Genomic DNA, 20,537 nt, shown 5'->3' with positions numbered 1-20,537 from the left:
GTCTACCGGTCGGCGGACGCCCAGGAGGGACCTGCCGCGTTCCGCGACAAGCGGACCCCGGTGTGGAAGGGGAGATAGCGATGCCCGTCTCGATGGCCGCGCTGGCCGACGACCTCGCCGCCGAGTCCGCGGCGCTGCGCGCGATCCTGGCCTCCGGAAACCCGTTCCGCACGGTCGCCTGGTCCCAGGTTGCGCTCCGTGCTGGCGGTGGCCCGGGACGAGGCCCGTCAGCTCGTCATCTCCTCCACGAAGGCGAACCTCGCTCCAGGGAACGCACCATCACTCGCGGCCGGCCTCGTCCCCGCAGCGGTGGAGAGACCTGACGGCATCACGCAGGTGGCGCGCGTCGGGGGTGACACGGCGAGACGACGCAACGGCGGAGGAGCTTCTCGCGGCCGGCCCGCGGGGAGGACCGCCCTCCGATCGCTGGGCGTGACATGGCTACTCGGCTCTCGCCGACGAGAAGCGAGCAGGCTCCCGGCGCAGGGGAGTTCTTCCGGGCGGCGAAAGCAGACGGGTTCAACGAGCGGCTGCTACAGCGCGCCCGCCAACGCGCCCAGGTCTCCACCCACCGGACCGCGACCGGCTGGACCTGGACGCTCGATACCGCACCAAGGCGGCAAGGCGGCCCCCCGACACCGACGGGACCTGTGAAGACGTCATCGCGACAAGAGCACGTGCGCGCACGCTGTCTTGTTGTGTTGTCACCTTGCCAGCAAGGCGACACGAGGGTTCTCGGCCGCAGCACCGCGCTCGGGCCCTCAACCCGGTCAATCGCGATGCGGGCGTAGACGGCGTGTGGGGAGAGGCGCGCACCGAGGCGACCGCGACTTCCCGCAGGTGCTGAACCGGTGTACAGATGTTGAACAGTCCGCGCTGTCGCGGCACGCCGTACCCTCCACCAGACCACTCACTGAAGAGCGGGCAGGAGGTGAGCCCGATTAGAGGGCGTAGCGCCTGGGAGGCCTTCCAGGCGGGGGCCGATCCCACCGGCGTTTCCGAGCAAGTGCTCACGTCGTGGCGACGGTCCCGCTGGAGCGGCGTCGATCCCGCGGGTATCGAGGTACCCGTCGTCGACGTCGACACCGACTCGGACTTCGTCCGGCTGGCCTCGCCCGTCCTGCTCCGGGCAGCGGACCTGTTGACCGGGGGACCTGCGTGCCTCGCGCTGGCGGACCCGCGGGGGAGCGTGCTGTGGCGGTGGGTCTCAGAGCGCTCGATCGGACAGGCACTCGACGAGGCGCGGATGCAGGAGGGCGCGTCGTTCGGCGAGGAACGCGTCGGGACGAACGGCATCGGTACTGCGCTGGAGTGTCGGACGCTGGCCGAGGTGGTCGGTGCGGACCACTATGTCGAGGCCTTCCACGGCTGGGCGTGCGTAGCCGCACCTGTGACGCACCCGATCACCCGGCGCGTGATGGGCGCCGTGAACGTCACGTGCTTCGTTCCGGACGCGAACCACTTCCTCCGGGCGATGACCAGTTCGCTCGCCGACGGGGTGGCAAGCAGGCTGACGGAGTCGGCGACCGCCCACGAGCGAGCCATGCTCGACGCGTTCGTCCTCGGCCAGCGGCGGAGCACCGCACCGGTTCTCGTCGTCAGCGAACGCATGATGATCGCCGACGACGTCGCCGGAGCCTGGGGACTGGACCACCGCGCCGTGTGGGAACTGGCCCGGGCAGCCGACCCCGGCACCGACCTCGTGCTGAAGTCGGGCCTACGCGGTCGCGTCCACCCTCTCGGCGAGGTGGCCGGGGTTCTCCTGACACTGCACCCTGATGCCCAGACCCCGGCACCGTCGAGGAGCGACGTCCCGGGCTTGAGCCCGCTCGAGGCGGCCGAGGCCGAGGTCATCGCCGGGGTCCTGGGCGAGTGCGGAGGCAACAAGTCTGCCGTCGCGGCACGGCTCGGGATCTCGCGCGCGACGCTTTACCAGAAGCTGCGCCGCTACCGCATCGGCCTGCCCGGTGCCGCTCCCTTCGACTGACGAGCCCAGGCTGTTGCGCGACGCTCCCCGGTCCGACTCGCCGATGGCTCGACGATGTCGATCCGGCCGAACTCAGCCGTCCCCTCGGCGAAGGCGTCGAGCGCGCCGAGGGCACGCATGTCCGCCTTTCAGCGCGAGCATCCGACGGTCCTGCTCCTCGACGAGCTGGACCTTCTACGCGAGGTCGTCCTCCGTGCCCATCGGGTAGGCGACAGTCGAGACATCGCCGCCGATGCCGATTCCGACGGTATGGGCATTCCTCGGTCAGCCGGTCCGCTTGCGAACGGCCGGGCCCGCGACCGGCTCCGGCGATTAGTGCGACCTTGCCCTCGACTCGCGCTGTCGATTGCTCCTCTCCGAGGTGCTCGCGTCGTTGCTGCACCCGATAGCAGTGTCGGCGCCGCCGGCTGGCCCCGGACCGTTCATCTTCTGAACAGGTCGACACCGGATCGGGGCACCTGTTCAGGACTTGAACAGATCATGAGACTGCTTCTGCTCCCATACTCGGTCTCGGCGCGCTACAACGCGAGAATATCGATTCCCTCACTGTCAAGGAGGACACCATGGCGAATCCCGTGAACAAGCTTCGGTTCGGCATCTTCATGCCGCCGTTCAATTCACCCGCCGCGCAGAACCCGACGAGCTCGTTTCAACGCAACATCGAGACGATCCAGCTGATGGATCGCCTTGGCTACGACGAGGCGTGGATCGGCGAGCACCACAGTGCCGGTACGGAGATCATCGGGGACCCGCTCACGTTCATCGCCCATGTTGGAGCTGTGACGAAGCACATCAAGCTCGGCACCGGCGTGGTCTCACTGCCCTATCACAACCCTCTCTGGGTCGCCGACCGCGCGATCCTGGTCGACCACCTGCTCCGGGGCCGCCTGATGCTCGGTGTCGGCCCGGGCTCGCTGCCGACCGACTCGGCCATGATCGGGTTGGAGCCGAAGGACCTGCGTCCTGCGCTCGCCGAGGACCTCGAGGTGGTCCTGCAGCTGCTTCACGGCGAGGAGCGGGTCACCCGCAAGACCGACCGCTACAACCTGGTCGAGGCTGCGACCCAACTGGCACCGTACTCGGACCCGGTGTTTGACATCGCTGTCGCCGCGACGATCTCCCCGGCCGGCCCGGTGCTGGCGGGCAAGCACGGCTTGTCGATGTTGTCCCTTGGGGCAACAACTCGCGAGGGCTTCGACATGCTTGGTCACCACTGGAAGGTGCTCGAGGCCGAGGCGGCAAAGGCCGGTAAGTCGACGGATCGCTCAAAGTGGCGACTCGTCGGCCCCATGCACATTGCCGAGACCCAGGAACAGGCCATCGAGGACGTCCGGTACGGCTTCGACACCTTCTGTGATTACACCCAGAAGACTCTCGCCCTGCCCACGTTCCGGGCCGAGGGCGAGACCTTCGAGGAACGGATCGCCTGGATCAACGAGACCGGCCTCGGCGTGATCGGCACCCCGAAGATGGCGATCGCGCAGATCCAGCGCCTGATGGACCAGTCCGACGGTGGTTTCGGCTGCTACATGTTCATGCAGCACGACTGGGCGAACTGGGAAGCCACCCAGCGCCACTACGAACTCTTCGCCCGCTACGTCATCCCCGCATTCCAGCCCTCCCAGCGGCGCCTCCTCGCTGCCGAGAAGTGGGCGCGCAGCCGGCACGGCGAGCTCGACGCAAAGAACGGCGCTGCCATCCAGGCTGCCACCGACAAGTACACCGCCGAGACGAAGCAGAACGCCTGATTTCCTGACTCGTGGCGCCTGAGCTGGGGGGTCGTGTCGTGCGCCCGGCTGGTCCCGGTGCTGGGGTGGCGACCCGCACGGGTTGGCTGAGCTGATCACCGCCCGGTTGTCGATGTCCGGGAAGGACAGGAGTTCGGTGCCCATGTGGTCGGCGATTGCCCACCCGGCCAGGCGCCGCGAGTAGTAGCCGATCACCGTGGCCAGATACAGGTTCTCCCCGTCGGCGATGGGCAGGTGGGTGAAGTCGCCGAGGTAGGCCTGGCTCGGCTCGGGAGCGGTGAACTCGCGCCCGAGCAGGTCGGCCACCGAGCTGTTCTTCACGAAAACGGGCTGCGCTGGGAGTTGTCCCAGCGGCGCGTTCGCCGCCGATCGCCGGGTAGCCAGCATCCAGGAGGCGGCACGTGGGTCAAAGGACGATGACGGTGCGTTCGCCGGGTGCATCCTGGTTGGACCAGGCTGCCTCGACCTTCTCCAGCGGGAAGGGGCGTGGGCGCACGGCCATGCCGCCTGCAGCGATCGCGGCAACGAGCTCGGTGAACTCCCGCAGCATGACCGGCATGTCCACCGAGCCGAAGCCGCTGCCCAGGACGCGGAACGCGTTGGAACGCATTGCGTGCCCGGACAGGGTGATCTCGTCCCCGCCCATGCCGCCGATCTGCACCCAGTCGAGCAGGCGGGTGTACCGGGTACGTGCCCCGAGGACGGCACGCATGGCGAGTTCCGTGGGCGGCCCCCACACGTAGTCCAGGACCACGTCGACGTTTGCGGCGGCCTCGCCGAGCGCAGCCGCAGTGGCGTCCTGGTCGTGGGTGAGCGCAACGATGTCGTCCGCGCCCTCGGCCGTGAGTGCGTCGAGGCGGGTGCGATTGCGCCCGGCGGCGATCACTCGCCCGGCGCCGAGGTGCTTGGCGACCTTGACGGCCATCGCCCCGGCGTTGCCGGTCGCGCCGTGCACCAGGATCGACTGCCCGGCCTGGAAGGGCACACGAGTGCGCAGCGCAACCCAGGAGGACAGGGCGGGATTCATGGTGGCGGCCAGGACCGCGGGATCGGCTCCGTCCGGGACCGGGATCGCGGCGGCCGGATCGATGACGATGCGCTCGGCCAGGGTACCGAGGCCCAGCATCATCACGTAGGCGAGACTGCCGTCCGCCCTGCGGACGACGGCGTCGGCACCGGCCAGGGCGGGCAGCGTCGTGGGGCTCGTGTAGTGCTTGCCCGAGGCGATGCCCCGAGTGGCGGGGTGCACGCCGACGGCGAGAACGTCCACCACCTCCTGGCCGGGCGCGGCCTCGGGCGCGGGAACGGACCGAAAATGCGGCGGCTCGTCGAAGGACTCGATCAACGCGGCGTTGATCACAGACATGTGTGCACCCCTTGCGTCGAGCATGACTCGGTGGAGGTGGGCGGGGAGCTCCACCCGTAGATACTATCGCGTATCTTATTTTCTCCAGCATACGCAGGCGGGTTAGGGTACGCAAGCGACCCTAATCGCCGGGAAGAAGGCCTCGAAGAGAACGCCGGGGGTAGTGGTGAGCCAGCAACGCACGCCAACCACTCCCACGCGGCGCAGGGGCGCCGCCCTGGAGAACGCGATCACCGATGCCGCCTGGGAGGTGCTGGTCGAGCAGGGCTACAACGGCTTCACTTTCGAGACCATCGCGGCGCGCGCCGGAACCAGCAAACCGGTCCTCTATCGGCGCTGGCCGCAGCGCGAGGACCTGCTGCTCGCCACACTTGCCCGGAACTGGCGTCCGCTCAACATCCCCAATACTGGCGGCCTGCGCCAGGACGCCCTAACTCTCCTGCGCACGGTCAACGCCGAGCGAGCTCGCACGCTGATACTCCTGCGCATCCAGCTTGCGGACTACTTCCGGGAAACCGGCACCACCTTCAACCATCTGCGCAGCCACCTCCGCCCTGCGGACCAGACACCCCCCTTTGCGAGGCTCGTCGACCGCGCCGTCGAACGCGGCGAGCTAGCGGATATTCGGCGATCCGAACGCGTGGTCAACCTTCCCTTCGACCTGGTGCGCCACGACATGCTCATGAGCATGGACGCGGTACCCGACGAGACGATCGTCGAGATCGTGGACGCGGTGTGGCTGCCACTGCTCGGTTTATCGCCCCACAGCACTCAGACACGGCGCTGAGCCCACCAAAGCGACCGGCACAGTCTCCGGCCGAGAACCAGGACTTCCGGCTCGGCGCCGAGGTCGCGAGAGGTTGCTGGCCACCGCGGTGGCCAGTGCCCCGTCGATCCGGATGGTCCGGAGCCGGACGAGGGTGAGGACCTCGCCGCCACGGCGGTGGGGCCAGGTCAGCATGCGGCGGCGGTGGCGGCGATCGGCGCGTGGACGCTGGTCATGAGCGACCTCCCGTCGTCCGACCGATGTCGATCATCGAAGCCTGTCAGCATCGGCAACACGAGCACTGCGGAGCGGCCCGACGGGTTCGGGCAGGTGATGGGGTTCTTTGTCCGTGTGGCCGGTCGGGTCCCGACCAGGGTGGGCCTGCAGCACGCGGGAACGCCGGAGTGCCAGGTCGGGCTGTGGCTGGGGACGGTGCTGGCGTACTTGCGCAGCCACGACACGGTCCAGATCATCGCCGGGCCTGTGGACGTCCGCCGCCCCAGTGGCGGCCTCACCGGGCGCGCAGCTCACCGGTGACCGCCGCGGGGCCGGTGCTGAGCAGCGGGCCGTGGTCGGTCGCCACAATGGTCCGGATGAGCGGTACGCCGGACATCGTCGACGGCATCATGCCAGGCCGCTCCGGGTCGGAGGTCCCGGCAATGCTTCGGCTGCGAGTTGGCTCGATCACCTGGGACCTGTGCGACGCTGCCGCCACGCCTCGACGCCGGCTGCGTGTGAGAAGGCGGCGGCGTCGCTCGCGGCTGTGGAGGCGATGGAGCGCTCCTGACCGGGCTGTGAATGATTCGGCCCGGCCGCTGGCGCGGCCGGGCCCGAGCCGGTCACGGCGCCGGAACGATGGAAGGTGAGTGCCCTACGCCCCGACAGCGAAAACAGATGCCTCCCCGTCCTTGTCGTTCTTCATCCCCGTCATCTCGTCTCCGGGAGGATGCGGGCGGACAGACCGCCGAGCGGGCCGTGTCGGGCGGCGACGGCCAGCTAGGACTTCGCGACACCGAGTCCGAAGACCTCCAGTGTTGTCTCACCCGCTTGCAGGCGTTTCACGGCGGCCTGCTCGCGCGCCGCGCGTCGGCGCGCCGCGTCGAGGACGCGACGGGTGTCGGCCGCGGGTACGACGGCGAGACCGTCGTGGTCGCCGATGACGAGGTCGCCCGGCCGCACCGGCACGTCACCCAACACGACCGGCACGTTGACCCTCCCCGGATGGAACTTGCCGGTCCGTCGGATGTCGATGCCGCGACTGAAGACGGGGAACTGCAGTGCTTCAAGCGCGGCGACGTCGCGGACGCCGCCGTCGATGACCAGGCCCTGGATCCCCCGCGCCTGTGCGGAGATAGACAGGATTTCACCCCAGTAGCCCGCGAGGTGGCCCCCGACGTCGGCGACGAGGACGGCGTGCGGACCCGCGGCGGCGACGACGTCGTGGAGAGCCAGGTTGTCTCCTGGATGGCCGAGAACGGTGACCGCTGGACCGCACACCCGGGCACCGGCCCAGACCGGCCGGATCGCGGGGTCCACGGCCGCCTCGAGACCGGACGCCTCGTAGACAGTGGCTGCGTCGAGAGCCCGGAACTCCTCGTAGGGGTTGGTTTCGGTCATGAGCTCGGTCGCTGCAGGGTGTGGTACTGGAACTTCTCGCGCGCGGCACGCAGCGAATGGTGTTCCAGCAGCGCGAAGCGGAGCAGACTCGCCTCCCGCTCGGCGATCTCGCGCGCGATCGCAACGACGTCGTCGACCGCTTCTGCGGCGATCACCACCAGCCCGTCGGCGTCGCCGACTACCCAGTCTCCGTGGCGGACCCGGACCCCGCCGACGTTGACGGTCCCACCGGTCTCGGCCAGCTCGATGCGGTCCTTCCCGGTGCGCATGAACCGACCTCGGCTGAAGATGGGGTAGCCGATGTCCAGCGCCGTCGCGCTGTCGCGGCAGACCCCGTCGATCACCGTGCCGGGGAGCTCCTTGGCTGCGGCGATCGAGGTCATGATGTCGCCCCAGACCGTGCAATCGACCCGGCCGCCGTTGTCGATCACCGGGACCTGGCCTAGCGCCACGTCGTCGAGCCAGTCGCCGGAGTGCGACGTGCCGTGCCCGACGGGCACGTACCGGACAGTGAATGCGCGGCCGACGATCCGGGAGGACGGGTCGAGCGGAGCGATGCCAAGCGCCGATCCGAGCACTCCGATCTTGTCGAGAGCGTCGGAGAGGGTCGCGGTTCCGTGGACGGCCAGGGCGGAGCGGGTGTCATCAGTCATCGTGTCGCTCATTTCACAATCGCGGCGAACTGGGAGTCGTGCATGACGTCGACCACTGATGCGCCGCCCTGGACCGCTTCGATCATCTGGCGCTCCCGCTCGACGATCAGCGCACCCAACCTGAGCACCTCGACGATGAGGTCCGGCGGGATGAAGGTGACACCGCAGGCATCGGCGAGGATGTAGTCGCCGGCGGCGACCCGCACCCCGGCGAAGTCGACGGGCTCGTTGTACGACTGCTGGACGATGCGTCCCCGGGCACTGATCGGGACGACGGCGCGGCCGTAGACCGGGAAGCCGAGCGCCGTGCTCGCGCCGATGTCCCGGCAGGCCCCATCGATCACTACTCCGGAGATGCCGCGTCGGCGGGCGGCGTGTGTCACGATATCGCCCCAGCACGAGACGTCGAGGCGGCCGTGGTTGGCCATCACCATGATGTCGCCCGGCTCCGCCGTCGCGATCGCCTCGGTGGCGAGATGGCTCGTCCCGGTCTCGGACTCCGCGCGCGGCACGACGCTGACCGTCCGGGCGCGGCCCACGATCTTATCGCAGTCCCAGAGCGGGCGGACTCCGTGGACGGCGCCGGGTCGGTCGAGGAAGTCGAGCGCGTCCGAGATCGCGCAGGTGTCGTACGAAGCGAGTTGGTCGAGGATGTCGGTGTCCGTGAGCGTGGTCAATGCGGCCCCTGAAGTCGACGGTGCATGACGCGAAGTGCGTCGGATCGTTAGCTACTCCACATCGTCGGACGCGTCGTCGGCGCCGTCCAATACCTGCGAGGCGACCGCTCGATACTCCCCGCGTTAGGTATCGATGCTCTCCTCGGAGCCTGGCAGCGGCGGGGCGTCCTCCGGGCCGTAGACGACGTCGAGGGTGCGGAGGAAGCTTCGGACGAGCGCTGACGGTGAGTCGCGGAGCCACACGGCGGCGATCTCGGTGAGCAGGACCGACTCGGCGAGCGGCACCCAGACCGCACCTTGCGTTCGGAGCATGCGGGCCGAGGTCGGCGCGAGGGTGACCCCGAGGCCGCAGGCGACGAAGCCGATCTGGGACTGGATGGTCGAGCCCTCGAAAGCGATCCTGCTGGGGATCCCCGCGTTCAGCAACGCCATGACCACCTGGTCGTGGTAGTAGGGCGACACGCTGCGGCTGGGCATGACGAACGGCTCGCCCGCGAGCTCGGCGATGTCGACCCGGGCGCGCGTCGCCAGCGGATGCGTCGCGGGTACGACGGCGGCGAGCAGCTCCTTCTTGAGGGGGCGCAGCGCCAGGTCGTCGTCAGCGGCCCCAGCCCGCACGAGGGCGATGTCGACCACGCGGTCGCGCAGCCGCACGAGCGCCTCGGCGGTGTCGACCTCGGCGAGGTCGATCGTCACGTCGGGGTTGGTGGTCCGGAACCGGGTGACCGTCAGTGGCAGGATCTGCCAGAACGCGTGCGCGATGCCGGCGATGTGCAGCGTGCCGGCCTGGCCCGTCGACGCCCGGTGCACGACCTGCTTGGCGGAGTCGGCCAGATTGAGGATGCGGCGCGCCTCCACGAGGAACGCCTCGCCCTCCTTCGTGAGCCGAACAGTGCGCCCCTGCCGCAGGAACAGGGCGGCACCGAGGTGACGCTCCAGGGACCTGATCTGCACGCTCAGGGGTGGCTGCGCGATGTGCAGGCGAGCAGCAGCCCGACTGAAGTTGAGCTCCTCGGCGACCGCGAGGAAGTATCGGAGATGGCGCAGCTCCACGGTCAGCCCTCTCCCGCGTGCGGCGGTCGTCCGGCTCGCCTGTTCATCCGACCCCCTGCGTGACGTGGGAGGCGAGGATGACGTGCGAGCGGGTGTCCACGACGCCTGGCGTCTGGCGCAGCGTGTCGATGACCTGCGTGAGGTGGCCGATGTCGCGCAGGCGGACCCACACCAGCGCGTCGTAGTTGCCCGACACGGTGAAGACCGCGACGACCTCCTCCATCGCGGAGGCGGTGTCGTCCATGCTCTGGGGACGGGTACGACCACTGAACCGCAGCTCGATCAACGCCTCAACGGGCAGGCCGAGGCGCGCATGGTCGACGCGGACGGTGTATCCCGTGATCACCCCGACCGCCTCCAGCCGCTTGAGCCGCCGGGTGACGGCCGTCTGGGAAAGGCCGACGGCGCCGGCCAGCGCGCTCGCGCTGGTCCGGCCGTCACGGGTCAGCAGGCCGATCAGCCGCCGGTCGATGTCGTCAGTCACCACCCGATCCTACGCAGATTTCCCTCCTTGGAACCTTGATCGACGCAGCTATTCAGACCAGATTGACGTTCTCGCTCTGGAGGAAGATGACGCTGTCGGCGTTGGACTTGTCCACGACCGGACAGCTGACGACGACCTTCTCCGGGATACCCTCCGGGACCATTCCCCGGGCATGCAGCGCCCCGAGGATCACTGGCCAGCCGTACACCTGCGACGCGGCGTGCCGCACGGTGCCGAAGATCTGTCCGGAGAGCACCGCCTGACAGCCACGCACCGAGCCGTCGACGCCTGCCAGGAGGGTCTTGCCTGCGCGACCGGCCGCTATCAGCGCGTTGAGGGCGCCGAAGGTCATGTCCTCGTTGTGCAGGAACGCGCCGTCGATGACCGGGTACTTGATCATGTACGACTCCCACAGCGACTGGGCCTTGTCGGTCACGAAGTTGCCGTAGTCCGACGCGACGACCTCGACACCGGGGAAGGCCTTCACCGCGTCCGAGAACCCGCGGTGCCGGTCGACGACGTTGCTACTGCCCGCGATGCCCTGCGTCTCGATGAGCTTGCCCTTGCCCTCGAGGCCGTTGCAGAGCTTCGTCGTCATGTCGAAGGCGAGCTGGTAGTGGTCGGCCTGGACGGTACTCAGCAGGCCGGGCACGGGGTCGTCGGGAAGGGCGACGTCGTTGAGGTAGCTGATCACCGCCGTGCCGGCGTCGACGAGTTTGCGCGCAGGCGCCGCGAGGTTGCCCTGGATGATGCCGTTGATGATCGCGACGTCCCATTTCTGCGCCAGGGCGGCCTCGAGCTGGCTGAGCTGTTTGGCCGGGTCGCCGCCCGGGTCGAGCTGGGTGAGCTCGACGCCGAACTGGCGCGCCCAGTACTTCTGTGCTGCGTAGCCCTGCGTGGTCCACGGGATGACGTTGCCGTAGGAGGTCGAGAGCATCTTGACCGGTTTGCCGCCCCCGCCTTCCCCGGCGGTCGGGCCGGGTTGGACCTGGGTACAGGCGGCGAGCAGGGAAGCGACGAGGCCCGTGCCTGCCACTGCGGCCCCTGCCCGGACGACTGAGCGCCGGGACAGCGGTGGCGCCGGGGGCCGCTGGGAGGCGGCTGGTGGGGTCATCGGTAAGTCCTTGTCGGGGTCAGTGGATGTGGTGGCCCGCGTTGACGGGGATCGACGCGCCGGTGATGTAGCGGGCCTCGTCCGTGGCCAGGAAGACGACGAGGTTCGACACGTCATCGGCCTCGATCCACGGGATCGGGAGGACGTTCAGGTCGTGGAACGCGAGCATCGCGTCGTCGAGGGTCGGCCGTTCGAGGTCTGGTCGGAACAGCCGGTAGGTGGCGGGGTTGAGGAACAGGTCGGTGCGGACACCGGTGGGATGGATCGAGTTGACCCGGACGGACTGGCCGCCCAGCTCCAGGGCGAGCGTCTCCATCAGGCCCACGATGCCGTGCTTGGTCGTGGTGTACGCACCGAAGTGCAGGCCGGGCCGCAGGGCGAGCGATGACGAGATGAGGGTGATCGAGCCGCCGCGGCTGCCGGCGAGGAGTGGGGGCAGCGCCGCCTTGACCGTGTTGTAGGTGCCGGTGAGGTTGGTGTCGATGACCGATCGCCAGTCCTCGTGCCGGGTCTCGGCGACCGTCACGCCCGGTCCGTTGATCCCCGCGTTCGCGACGACGATGTCCAGACCGCCCAGCTCGGCTGCGGCCTCGGCGACAAAGTGGTCGACGGCATCGTGGTCGCGCACGTCCAGCTCCGCCGTGACGATGCGGCGGTCGAGCTTCTCGACGAGTCTCACGGTCTCCGCGAGGTCGGCACCCGAGGCCGGCGGCGCACCTTGGGCCTGCACCGGACCGCAGATGTCGAAGCCGATGATGTCGGCGCCCTCTGCTGCCAGTGCGACCGCGTGCGATCGTCCTTGCCCCCGCGCCACACCGGAGATCAGCGCGATCTTCCTCGACAGGCGGCTGGGCATTAGAGGGTTTCGGCCACGGTGAAGGGTACCCAGGACACGTAGCCGTAGAGCACGTCCCGGACGTCGAGCGGATCGGCGGGAGCGAGCCGCGCCGCCGGGTGGTCGCTGGGGAAGAGCCACTCGATGCTGTCGACCTGGGCCGCCAGGAGGTCGGCGACGAAGGGCACTCGGATCCGGGCGACCTCGGAGCCGCCGTCGCCGGCGCGGCTGGTGAAGTAGTTCAAGTGGCCGCCGGCGGTGTCGAGGGTGTCCATGCCGACCGACGCGCGCACCCGGATGCGCACGGTGTCGTCGACATGTAGTTCGGCCACCAGCCGTCCGGGCTCGGGCTCGGTGTAGGTGACGTGGCCGACGTCGGCGACGTTGCCGCACGAGGCCTCGGCGTACGCGCGCATGCCGTCGTGGCCCAGCCAGTGCTGGGCGAAGTAGCGCCCATGGGCCACGCCGCCGCCGGGCATCGTGCTGTCCCAGCCGTTCACCTCGGGGGCAAGGTAGCCGCAGGACAGCGGCGAGTACTCGCCGAAGCCCGAGGACGTGCCCGGCTGCGGGGCCACCCAGAGGTTCAGCAGCACGCACCCGTCGTCGTGTGGCTCCAGCTGCTCGGGCAGTGCTGCGCGGACGGCCCCGGGGTCGGCCGGTCGATAGGCGATGATCATCATGTGGGCGCCCTTGATGAGCTGGCGCTCGAGGGGGACGACGCCGGTCGTGTCGCTGTCGGCGCGGGCTACGGAGGTCATGGCGAATCTCCTCGTGGGTCGCAGGGAACGGTCGGTCAGGAGTTGGTCCACGCTGCGGCGGGCCGTAGGAGGCGGCCGTCCGTGGACGCCTCGTACGGCAGTGCCCCGCCGGGCCGGTGGACGAGTTCGAGGTAGAGGTCGATCGGCGTCCGCAGGTAGAGGATCGTGAGGCCCGCATGCGGCACGTCTTCAAGCAGCACGGGGTCGCCGCAGGGCGTGCAGCCGTGGGCGACGAGGTACTCGCGGGCCGCGTCGATGTCGCCGACCTGGAGGGCGAGATGGGTCGCGCCCCGGTCGTGGTTGCGCGGCCATGTCGTCCGCTGGTCCGGGCAGGTCCACTCCAGCAGCTCGACGACCTGTGTCGGTCCGAGGCGGACCATGGCGAGGACCCCCGTCGCCCGGGCGGGTACGTCGAAGTGGTCGCTCACCCAGTCGCCGGTCGGATCGCCGAACGGCCCGGCGCGGAACAGCTCGGTGCCCCCCAGCACGTCGCGCAGGAACGCAACGGCCGCGTCGAGGTCGGGGACGGTCCAGGCGACGTGGTCGACGTTGGTGGCCGTGGGTACGCCGATGGCCATGTGGGTGTCAGTCATGTGTGTCCTCCCGGACTCATCGGGGTCAGTCGGAATGGGTGTGGGGACGCTGACCGCTGTCGAGGAGCTCGACCGTCACGATCTCCAGCGGCGAGTCGCCGACGTTCTCGAGGTCGTGGATCAGGTTCTCGCCGGGGCCGTAGCGCTGGAACGACACCTGCCCGACTGTCGGCTCGATGTAGCGGCCCGTCCCGTCCTCGAACCGCTGGAAGGCCGAGCTGGCGCGCACGCACACCCAGAAGTAGTCGATCGTGTGGTTGTGGAAGGGCACGCGAGTGCCTGGTTCGATGGTGGAGCCCCATACCCGCACCGACTCGTTCTCGAACCACACGACGTTGCCGACGGCCAGGTTGTCCTTCGCCGCCTTCAGCTCGTCCTGGAACTCGTCGACGTCGTACGTCGGAACTGCTGTTTCGTCGCTCATTTTCGTCCTTCTCTCAGATTGTGGGGATGCTGCCGCCGTTGACCGTGTATTCGGCACCGGTCACGAAGCTGGCAAGGGGACTGGACAGGAACACGTTCACCGCCGCGACCTCGTCGACCGAAGCCAGGCGCGCCAGCGGGAGGCGCCGCATCGTCGTGGCGAAATGGCGGATGGCCTCCTCGGTCGACAACCCGAGCTGCTCGGCGAGGGAGTCGGCGAAACCGCCGGGCCGGTCCCACATGGGCGTCCTGGTGGGACCGGGGCTCACGGTGTTGACCCGGACGTTCTTGGGCCCGAACTCGATCGACAGCGTCTTCATGAACATCACGATCGACGCCTTGGTGACGTTGTACTCCGCGAAGAACGGGTCGGGCATGCGCGCCGCGTCGGAGGCGACGCTGACGACCGAACCACCCCCGGCGTCGACCATCGCGGGGATCAGCGCGCGGCACATCCGGACCACGCTGAGGAAGTTCACGTCGATGGAATGCATCCAGTCCGCATCGGCACCGTCGAGGGCGCTCTCGCGGACCGGAGCGATACCGGCGCAGTTGACGAGCACCGCGGGGGGACCGAACGCCTCGACCGCCGCGGAGAGCACTTCGTCGCCGACGCGGGCCTCGGTGAGGTCCTTCTTCAGGAAGACGAGCCGGCTGCCGGTCAGCGGCTCGATCTCGCCGGGGTTCATGTCGACCCCCACCACGTTGGCGCCCTCGGCGAGGAAGGCCTTCGCCGTGGCGAGGCCGATGCCGGAACCTGCACCGGTCACCACGACGTTCTTTCCGTCGAGTCCAGTCTTCATGTCTGCTGATTCCTCTCTGCGGTCTGGTGAAGGGAGAAGGGGCCGCCTGGGGGCGACTCCGGGGGTCGCTCAGACCGGCGTCCCGTAGGACGTTGTCCGCCCGGTGTGCCAGGGGCCGTGGCCGGTGATTCGCGTGACGTCGATGTTGATCGTGCAGAAGTCGTCCTCGCCGAGGTCGAGGCCCCACGTGCCCGTGTACTTCAGGGCGAGGTCGTCCATGAACCGCTTGGCCTTGACCGGGTCGTGGTCGACAGTCGCGTTGCCCTCGACCAGGAGGTGCCGGTGCAGCCCGTTCGCGGCCTTGATGTCGTCCATGATCGAGAGGACGACGTAGGGATTCCGGAGGACGTTCTTCGTCTTGACCCGCCACGGCGGGGTACCGATCGTGATGGTCCCCTCGGGCGTGAGGTCGAACCAGACGAACGAGACGTGGGGCCTGCCGTTGCTCCGGGTCGTCACGAAGTGGGCGTTGACCGGGGATTCCAGGATCTTGCGTGCCTCGGGATGGATCGGGATCGACATCGTTACTCCTTTGTCGTGTCGTCGCCAGGTGGGTTATCTCAGGGGTTCCCGACGGTCTCGAGGCTCGTCTTCGGCGCGTCGTTTCGCGATTCGTCCCTGGGGCCGCGTCCGGCCGTGGCGGCGGCGGTCGCGATCTTGCCGGTGTAGACGTTGAGGATGACGGCCAGGACGAGGATGACGCCGCCGACCAGCGGCTTCATGTAGACGTTCAGGTCGCTCTGGTCGAGCCCGTTCTGCAGTATCGAGTAGAGCAGCACGCCCACGAGCGTCTGCCGGATGCCACCGACGCCGCCGAAGAGCGAGTTGCCGCCGAGGACGACGATGGCGAAGACGGGCAGCAGGTTGTTCAGGCCGGTGTCGGCCTGGGCTGACCCGAGGCGGCCGACGTTGACCAACCCGCCAATCGCGAACAGCACCCCTGCTGCGACGAAGACGTAGACGACAATGCGCCCGGCGGGGACGCCGCTGAGGACCGCGGCCTGCCGGTTGGCACCAGCCATGTAGATGTACCGGCCGATTCGGGTGTGGCGGAGCACCAGGTAGCTGATGATCATGATCGCCGCCGCGAACACGGCGATGACGGGGATCGGGCCCCACGTGGCCTGGGCTATGCCGCGACCGATCGAGGTGGTGGCCGCGACGGAGTTGCCCTGGGCGAAGTAGTACGCGAGACCTTGGGCGACGAGAAGGATCGACAGTGTCGCGACGAAGCTGGGTACCCCGACGCGCACGACGATGAGACCGTTGATCAGGCCGAACATCAGGCCGACAGCGATGGCGATGATTATCGCGAACACTTCGTTGCCCGCGCCGACGATGACCTGCCCGAGAAAGGGCAGCGGGAACGGTGTCTGGGACACCACTAGCGAGGCCACCAGCCCGCTGACGGAGGCGATGGCCGCGAAGGACAGGTCGATCTCGCCGAGCACGACGACCAGCGTCAAGCCAGTCGCCAGGATCGCCAGCACCGAGGACTGGATGGCGATGTTCCGCACGTTCGCGAGGGTCGGGAAGGTATCCGGCGCGATCGCGGAGAAGACGACGATGACCGCCACGAGCGCGGCCAGGGGCGCAAGCGTCGGCAGACTGCGCCGAGCCCACTCGTTGAGCATCGATGTCCTGGTCACGCCGAGATCTCCGTTTCCCCGAGGTGGGCTGCGGTCATGAGCGTCGAGCTGCTGGCCGGGCAGTCGTGCAGGTGCGCCCGGATGCGGCCCTGTTGGGCGACGTAGACCCGGTCGGCGACAGCGAGGATGCTCTCCGGCTCGGCGGACACGACGAGGACCGCGGTGCCGTACTCGGCCGCCGAGGAGCGGATGAGCCTGACGACGTCGTCCTTGGCGCCGACGTCCATGCCGCGCGTCGGTTCGACGAGGATCATCAGTCGTGGCGGTCGCACGAGACAGCGGGCGAACAGTAGCTTCTGCTGGTTTCCCCCCGAGAGGGTGCCGGGGAGGGTGCGTGGGTTGCAGCTCTTGACCGACAGCCTGCCGAGCTGCTCGCTGGTGATCGCGAACTCCTTCGACCGGGCGAGCCGGAGGCCGAGCAGCCGGTGCAGCTGCGCGATCGTCACGTTCGCCGCGGCGTGCTGCGGGAAGGCGAGTGCCTCCCGACGGTCCTGCGGAATGTAGGCCGACTCCAACGTCCGGACGGAGTGCTCCGGAGACCGGACCGCCACCCCGTCGACCTCGACCGATCCGGAGTGCGCCTGGCGCACTCCGAACGCCGCCTCGGCGAGCTCGACACTCCCGGACCCGATGTCCCCGAACAAGCCGACGACCTCACCGGGGTGAACCTCGAGGCTCATGTCCGCGATCCGCGAGGGGGCCGCGACGCGGGCGATGCGCAGGCGCGGCCGAGACTCCGGCACCGGCTTCAGCCGGAACTCGGCCCCGGACACCACGCTCGCGATGCGGTTGTCCGCGCCGACCATGAGACGGACGAGGTCGTTCTTGGTCACCTTCGCCGTCCGGCGCTCGCCGGCGACCGAGCCGTTGCGCAGCACGGTCGCGCTGTCCGTGTGAGCCATGACGTCGTCGAGGAAGTGGGTGATGAGGACGAAGGACGTGCCCTTGCGGGACATCCGGCGGATGAACGCGAAGAGGCGATCCGCCTCGGCGACGCCGAGGGCGGAGGTGGGCTCGTCGAGCACGACGATCTTGCCGCCGGAGAACAGCGCTCGGGCGATCTCGATCATCTGCTGCTCGGCGACCGACAGCTCTCCGACTTTCCTCCGCGCGTCGATGGACAGCCCGAGCTGGTCAAGGTGGTCCTGCGCGGTTGCCTGCGCCTGTCGCCATCGCACGAGCCTCCGACGGTGGCCGAAGCCTCCGGTCACGAGGTTCTCCGCGACACTGAGTGGCGGGTACAGCGACATCTCCTGCGAGATGATGCGCACCCCGGCACGGATCGCCGAGGAGGGCCGGAAGTCGAGCAGATGGCCATCCACAGTGGCCGATCCGGCATTTGGCCGGACGGCCCCCGCGATGACCTTGCCGAGAGTGCTCTTGCCTGCGCCGTTCTCACCGAGCAGGGCGCGCACCTCGCCGCGGGCGACCTGGAAGTCGACCCCGTCGAGAGCGGTGATGCCGCCGTACCGGACCGTGATCCCCTCCAGGCGGACGGTCGGGACGGCCTCTGCCGACTGCGCAGCGCCATCACCGTCGGCACCAGTTCGCGGTGTCGCGCACCGGTCGTCGCCGCCGTCCGCCCGATCGGGACATCGTTCGAACCCCACAGGCCGTCTCCCGTCTCGGCTGCCGACCACTTCGTCGATGGCCGTGCGAGGAAAGGTAAGGAGTGAGCCGACTCACGGTCCAATACCGCCGCGACCGGTCATCCATACTTTCGAGGTATTTGACGGTGGTGCGTGACCAGTCGCAGGAGCGCCGCGGGCGCGCACACATCCACACAAGATCGCGCTTCGCGCGCTGGATTCCTGCGTCTTCTGCGGCGAATCGGTGCTTGCTCCGGTCCGCGGGGCCACCCTCGATGACACTGGTGAACGTCCAGGCGGGACCGGTGGTCAGCGTGTCGGGCCCCCGCTGCCGGACGTTCTCGACGGCACCGACACCGGCCTGGCTGCGACGGGCGACCCCTGCTGAGCAGCACCTTCAGGAGCATCATGATCACTTCGACCACCATGCCGGGGCGATTCGGTGTGTTCGACAATCCCGAGTTCGCGGACTCTCCGCATGAGCGGGTTCTGTTCTGCCACGACCGCGTCAGCGGCCTGCGGTGCATCATCGCGATCCACTCCCTCGCCCTCGGACCCGCCGTCGGCGGCTGCCGGATGTACCCCTACGCCGACGAGGCGTCTGCCTTGCTCGACGTACTGAGGCTTTCCCGTGGGATGACGTTCAAGGCCGCCGGGACGGGCCTCGACCACGGCGGCGGGAAAGCGGTCATCATCGGGGACCCGCATAGGGACAAGTCGCCTGGTCTCTTCGAGGCTTTCGGCCGATTCGTCGATGAGCTCGGCGGCCGGTACATCACGGCAGGCGACGCGGGCACCGACTCCGATGACATGGACGTCATCGGACGTACGACCGGCTACGTGGCATTCCGCACCGTCTCGGCAGGCGGCTCCGGAGACAGTGGCCCCAACACCGCTCTCGGCGTTCTGCAGGCGATGCGCGCCGGTGCGCAGGCTCAGTGGGGCACCAGCTCGCTGGTCGGCCGGACCGTCGGGGTCGAAGGACTCGGCAAGGTCGGCTCCCGTCTTGCCGCACTACTGGTCGACGCCGGCGCGACGGTGATCGCAGGCGACATCGACGAGCGGGCCGTCGAGCGAGTCCGTGCCGCGTTGCCCACCGTCCGGTTCGTTCGCGACGTGTCCTCCGCGGCACTCGACATCTACGCGCCGTGCGCTCTGGGCGGCACGGTCAACGCCGACGCCGTCGACCGCATCACGGCTCGGCTGATCTGCGGTGGCGCGAACAACCAGCTCTCCACCCCGGATGTGGAACAGCGGCTCACCTACCGTGGAGCGCTCTGGGTGCCCGACTTCCTGGCCAGTGCCGGCGGGCTCATCCAGGCGGCCGCCGAAATCGCCGGCCAGGACGCAGCCGAAACCCGGCAACGCGTCGAAGGGATCTTCGACACCGTGGAACGAGTTGTCGCGCATGCGGCCGCACATCGGATGACGACCGGCGCGGCAGCCCGCGAACTCGTGCTGCAGCGGATCCGCTCGGCCGCCGCGGCTCGAGCGCTTCAGAACACCTGAGGCGCCATCGGCCCGGTTCCGACGTCATGTGTGTATGCAGCGGCGGCGCTAGCCCACCCGGGAATGGGCCGGAAGGCCGCCCGACCGAGAGAGGACGAGATCAGTGGATCTGAAGCTGCGAGGCAAGCGCGCCTTGGTAACCGGCGGCAGCCGGGGGCTGGGGTTCGCGATCGCGAGCGAGCTCTGCACCGAGGGAGCACGTGTCGCGCTGCTCGCCGGCGGCGCCGCAGGCGTCGAAGCCGCCGCGTCCCGCCTGCGCACTGCAGGCCATGACGCCATCGGAGTGGTCGCGGATACGACCCGCGATCACGATGTCGAGGTCGCTGTCGCCGAGGTGACCGAACGGTTCGGTGGCATCGACATCCTGGTGAACGGGGCGGCCAAGGCGCATGCGGGGCCGCCCACGGGAGTCCTGGACCTTGACGCCGACGAGCTGCGCTCCGAGGTGGAGACCAAGGTCCTGGGCTACCTCCGGTGCGTGCGGGCGGTGGCGCCCCAGATGGTCGAGCGGGGCTGGGGGCGCGTGATCAACATCAGTGGGCTCAACTTCCGCCGGACGGGCTCCGTCTTCGGCTCGATCCGCAACGTGTCGGTGTCCGCCCTGACCAAGAACCTGGCCGACGAGTTCGGCCCCAAGGGGATCAACGTGACGGTCGTGCATCCCGGATTGACCGAGACCGAGGGGGTGCAGGACATGATCCGCTCCGGCGCGCAGGCGCGCGGAGTGACGGAGGCGGAGTTGGCCAAAGCCTTCGCCGCCGACGTCAGCATCGGCCGCCTCGTACGCCCGGCCGAGATCGCGCACGTCGTGACGTTCCTGGCCTCACCGTTGAGCGTGTCGATCAACGGTGACGGCGTCGCCGCAGGCGGCGGCCAGCTGGGGCCGATCTTTTACTGACGGAGTACTCCGGCA

At 68.9% G+C, this 20,537-nt stretch carries 21 protein-coding genes and 1 pseudogene; 6 read left to right on the top strand and 16 right to left on the bottom strand.

Annotated elements, in window-relative coordinates:
* The first annotated feature begins 931 nt into the window (after nt 1-931).
* Nucleotides 932-1,987 carry a helix-turn-helix domain-containing protein gene (locus LWC35_RS40595; protein ID WP_232874071.1) on the top strand — a complete coding sequence of 352 codons (1,056 nt, stop codon included), beginning with the start codon at nt 932-934 and terminating at the stop codon, nt 1,985-1,987.
* Between the two features lie 563 nt (nt 1,988-2,550).
* Nucleotides 2,551-3,735, top strand: coding sequence for an LLM class flavin-dependent oxidoreductase (locus LWC35_RS31870; RefSeq protein ID WP_232874069.1), 1,185 nt, complete (start codon nt 2,551-2,553; stop codon nt 3,733-3,735).
* A gap of 126 nt (nt 3,736-3,861) precedes the next feature.
* On the opposite strand, the pseudogene LWC35_RS31865 reads toward LWC35_RS31870, so the two are convergent.
* Nucleotides 3,862-4,035, bottom strand: a pseudogene (locus tag LWC35_RS31865) (IS3-like element ISTesp3 family transposase); the annotation flags it as partial.
* A 106-nt stretch (nt 4,036-4,141) separates the two neighbouring features.
* On the bottom strand, nt 4,142-5,101 hold the full coding sequence (locus tag LWC35_RS31860; RefSeq protein WP_232874068.1) for a quinone oxidoreductase family protein: 960 nt from the start codon (nt 5,099-5,101) through the stop codon (nt 4,142-4,144).
* A 166-nt stretch (nt 5,102-5,267) separates the two neighbouring features.
* Here LWC35_RS31860 and LWC35_RS31855 point away from each other — a divergent pair, with 166 nt between their 5' ends.
* Both LWC35_RS31855 and LWC35_RS31850 read left to right on the top strand, forming a co-directional pair.
* A complete protein-coding gene (locus LWC35_RS31855) occupies nt 5,268-5,888 on the top strand; it encodes a TetR/AcrR family transcriptional regulator (RefSeq protein ID WP_232874066.1) in 621 nt (206 codons plus the stop codon).
* A 183-nt stretch (nt 5,889-6,071) separates the two neighbouring features.
* Nucleotides 6,072-6,404 carry a hypothetical protein gene (locus LWC35_RS31850; protein ID WP_232874065.1) on the top strand — a complete coding sequence of 111 codons (333 nt, stop codon included), beginning with the start codon at nt 6,072-6,074 and terminating at the stop codon, nt 6,402-6,404.
* Nucleotides 6,405-6,863: 459 nt separating this feature from the next.
* Here LWC35_RS31850 and LWC35_RS31845 read toward each other — a convergent pair whose 3' ends face one another.
* The 14 genes from LWC35_RS31845 to LWC35_RS31780 all read right to left on the bottom strand — a co-directional run bounded on the left by LWC35_RS31845 (nt 6,864) and on the right by LWC35_RS31780 (nt 18,136).
* Nucleotides 6,864-7,484, bottom strand: coding sequence for a 4-carboxy-4-hydroxy-2-oxoadipate aldolase/oxaloacetate decarboxylase (locus LWC35_RS31845; RefSeq protein ID WP_232874064.1), 621 nt, complete (start codon nt 7,482-7,484; stop codon nt 6,864-6,866).
* On the bottom strand, nt 7,481-8,137 hold the full coding sequence (locus tag LWC35_RS31840; RefSeq protein ID WP_232874061.1) for an RraA family protein: 657 nt from the start codon (nt 8,135-8,137) through the stop codon (nt 7,481-7,483). Before LWC35_RS31840 ends, LWC35_RS31845 begins: the two co-directional genes overlap by 4 nt.
* An 8-nt stretch (nt 8,138-8,145) precedes the next feature.
* Nucleotides 8,146-8,814: an RraA family protein gene (locus LWC35_RS31835; protein WP_232874060.1), complete on the bottom strand. Its 669-nt coding sequence runs from the start codon at nt 8,812-8,814 to the stop codon at nt 8,146-8,148.
* A gap of 123 nt (nt 8,815-8,937) precedes the next feature.
* Nucleotides 8,938-9,867, bottom strand: a complete 930-nt coding sequence (locus tag LWC35_RS31830) for a LysR family transcriptional regulator (protein ID WP_232874058.1) — start codon at nt 9,865-9,867, stop codon at nt 8,938-8,940.
* 43 nt (nt 9,868-9,910) lie between these two features.
* Nucleotides 9,911-10,351 carry an Lrp/AsnC family transcriptional regulator gene (locus LWC35_RS40590; protein WP_232874056.1) on the bottom strand — a complete coding sequence of 147 codons (441 nt, stop codon included), beginning with the start codon at nt 10,349-10,351 and terminating at the stop codon, nt 9,911-9,913.
* A 52-nt stretch (nt 10,352-10,403) separates the two neighbouring features.
* Nucleotides 10,404-11,387, bottom strand: coding sequence for a sugar ABC transporter substrate-binding protein (locus tag LWC35_RS31820; RefSeq protein WP_232874054.1), 984 nt, complete (start codon nt 11,385-11,387; stop codon nt 10,404-10,406).
* Nucleotides 11,388-11,484: 97 nt separating this feature from the next.
* Complete coding sequence (locus LWC35_RS31815) at nt 11,485-12,321, bottom strand: mycofactocin-coupled SDR family oxidoreductase (RefSeq protein WP_232874052.1); 837 nt, start codon at nt 12,319-12,321, stop codon at nt 11,485-11,487.
* Nucleotides 12,321-13,058, bottom strand: a complete 738-nt coding sequence (locus LWC35_RS31810; RefSeq protein WP_232874050.1) for an acetoacetate decarboxylase family protein — start codon at nt 13,056-13,058, stop codon at nt 12,321-12,323. The genes LWC35_RS31815 and LWC35_RS31810 overlap by 1 nt, the downstream gene beginning before the upstream one ends.
* 35 nt (nt 13,059-13,093) lie before the next feature.
* Nucleotides 13,094-13,651 carry a VOC family protein gene (locus tag LWC35_RS31805; RefSeq protein WP_232874048.1) on the bottom strand — a complete coding sequence of 186 codons (558 nt, stop codon included), beginning with the start codon at nt 13,649-13,651 and terminating at the stop codon, nt 13,094-13,096.
* 25 nt (nt 13,652-13,676) lie between these two features.
* Nucleotides 13,677-14,075 carry a cupin domain-containing protein gene (locus tag LWC35_RS31800; RefSeq protein WP_232874046.1) on the bottom strand — a complete coding sequence of 133 codons (399 nt, stop codon included), beginning with the start codon at nt 14,073-14,075 and terminating at the stop codon, nt 13,677-13,679.
* Nucleotides 14,076-14,088: 13 nt separating this feature from the next.
* Nucleotides 14,089-14,877 carry an SDR family NAD(P)-dependent oxidoreductase gene (locus tag LWC35_RS31795; RefSeq protein WP_232874044.1) on the bottom strand — a complete coding sequence of 263 codons (789 nt, stop codon included), beginning with the start codon at nt 14,875-14,877 and terminating at the stop codon, nt 14,089-14,091.
* Between the two features lie 69 nt (nt 14,878-14,946).
* Nucleotides 14,947-15,399, bottom strand: coding sequence for a pyridoxamine 5'-phosphate oxidase family protein (locus LWC35_RS31790; RefSeq protein ID WP_232874042.1), 453 nt, complete (start codon nt 15,397-15,399; stop codon nt 14,947-14,949).
* 38 nt (nt 15,400-15,437) lie between these two features.
* Entirely contained in the window at nt 15,438-16,526 is a 1,089-nt protein-coding gene (locus LWC35_RS31785; protein WP_232874039.1) for an ABC transporter permease, read from the bottom strand.
* On the bottom strand, nt 16,523-18,136 hold the full coding sequence (locus LWC35_RS31780; protein WP_232874036.1) for a sugar ABC transporter ATP-binding protein: 1,614 nt from the start codon (nt 18,134-18,136) through the stop codon (nt 16,523-16,525). The genes LWC35_RS31785 and LWC35_RS31780 overlap by 4 nt, the downstream gene beginning before the upstream one ends.
* A 387-nt stretch (nt 18,137-18,523) precedes the next feature.
* On the opposite strand from LWC35_RS31780, the gene LWC35_RS31775 reads away from it, so the two are divergent.
* Both LWC35_RS31775 and LWC35_RS31770 read left to right on the top strand, forming a co-directional pair.
* Complete coding sequence (locus LWC35_RS31775; protein WP_232874034.1) at nt 18,524-19,624, top strand: Glu/Leu/Phe/Val family dehydrogenase; 1,101 nt, start codon at nt 18,524-18,526, stop codon at nt 19,622-19,624.
* A 103-nt stretch (nt 19,625-19,727) separates the two neighbouring features.
* Nucleotides 19,728-20,522, top strand: coding sequence for an SDR family NAD(P)-dependent oxidoreductase (locus LWC35_RS31770; RefSeq protein WP_232874033.1), 795 nt, complete (start codon nt 19,728-19,730; stop codon nt 20,520-20,522).
* Nucleotides 20,523-20,537 lie beyond the last annotated feature (15 nt).

Source organism: Pseudonocardia kujensis (genome assembly GCF_021283305.1).
GTDB classification, from domain to species: domain Bacteria; phylum Actinomycetota; class Actinomycetes; order Mycobacteriales; family Pseudonocardiaceae; genus Pseudonocardia; species Pseudonocardia kujensis.
This window is presented reverse-complemented; position numbering and strand designations above follow the sequence as displayed.

Excerpts from the sequence above, each read along its gene's own strand:
- LWC35_RS31870 (WP_232874069.1), top strand. The coding sequence starts at position 2,551 with ATGGCGAATCCCGTGAACAAGCTTCGGTTCGGCATCTTCATGCCGCCG.
- LWC35_RS31860 (WP_232874068.1), bottom strand. The coding sequence starts at position 5,101 with ATGTCTGTGATCAACGCCGCGTTGATCGAGTCCTTCGACGAGCCGCCG.
- LWC35_RS31845 (WP_232874064.1), bottom strand. The coding sequence starts at position 7,484 with ATGACCGAAACCAACCCCTACGAGGAGTTCCGGGCTCTCGACGCAGCC.
- LWC35_RS31840 (WP_232874061.1), bottom strand. The coding sequence starts at position 8,137 with ATGACTGATGACACCCGCTCCGCCCTGGCCGTCCACGGAACCGCGACC.
- LWC35_RS31815 (WP_232874052.1), bottom strand. The coding sequence starts at position 12,321 with ATGCCCAGCCGCCTGTCGAGGAAGATCGCGCTGATCTCCGGTGTGGCG.
- LWC35_RS31810 (WP_232874050.1), bottom strand. The coding sequence starts at position 13,058 with ATGACCTCCGTAGCCCGCGCCGACAGCGACACGACCGGCGTCGTCCCC.
- LWC35_RS31805 (WP_232874048.1), bottom strand. The coding sequence starts at position 13,651 with ATGACTGACACCCACATGGCCATCGGCGTACCCACGGCCACCAACGTC.
- LWC35_RS31800 (WP_232874046.1), bottom strand. The coding sequence starts at position 14,075 with ATGAGCGACGAAACAGCAGTTCCGACGTACGACGTCGACGAGTTCCAG.
- LWC35_RS31795 (WP_232874044.1), bottom strand. The coding sequence starts at position 14,877 with ATGAAGACTGGACTCGACGGAAAGAACGTCGTGGTGACCGGTGCAGGT.
- LWC35_RS31790 (WP_232874042.1), bottom strand. The coding sequence starts at position 15,399 with ATGTCGATCCCGATCCATCCCGAGGCACGCAAGATCCTGGAATCCCCG.
- LWC35_RS31775 (WP_232874034.1), top strand. The coding sequence starts at position 18,524 with ATGATCACTTCGACCACCATGCCGGGGCGATTCGGTGTGTTCGACAAT.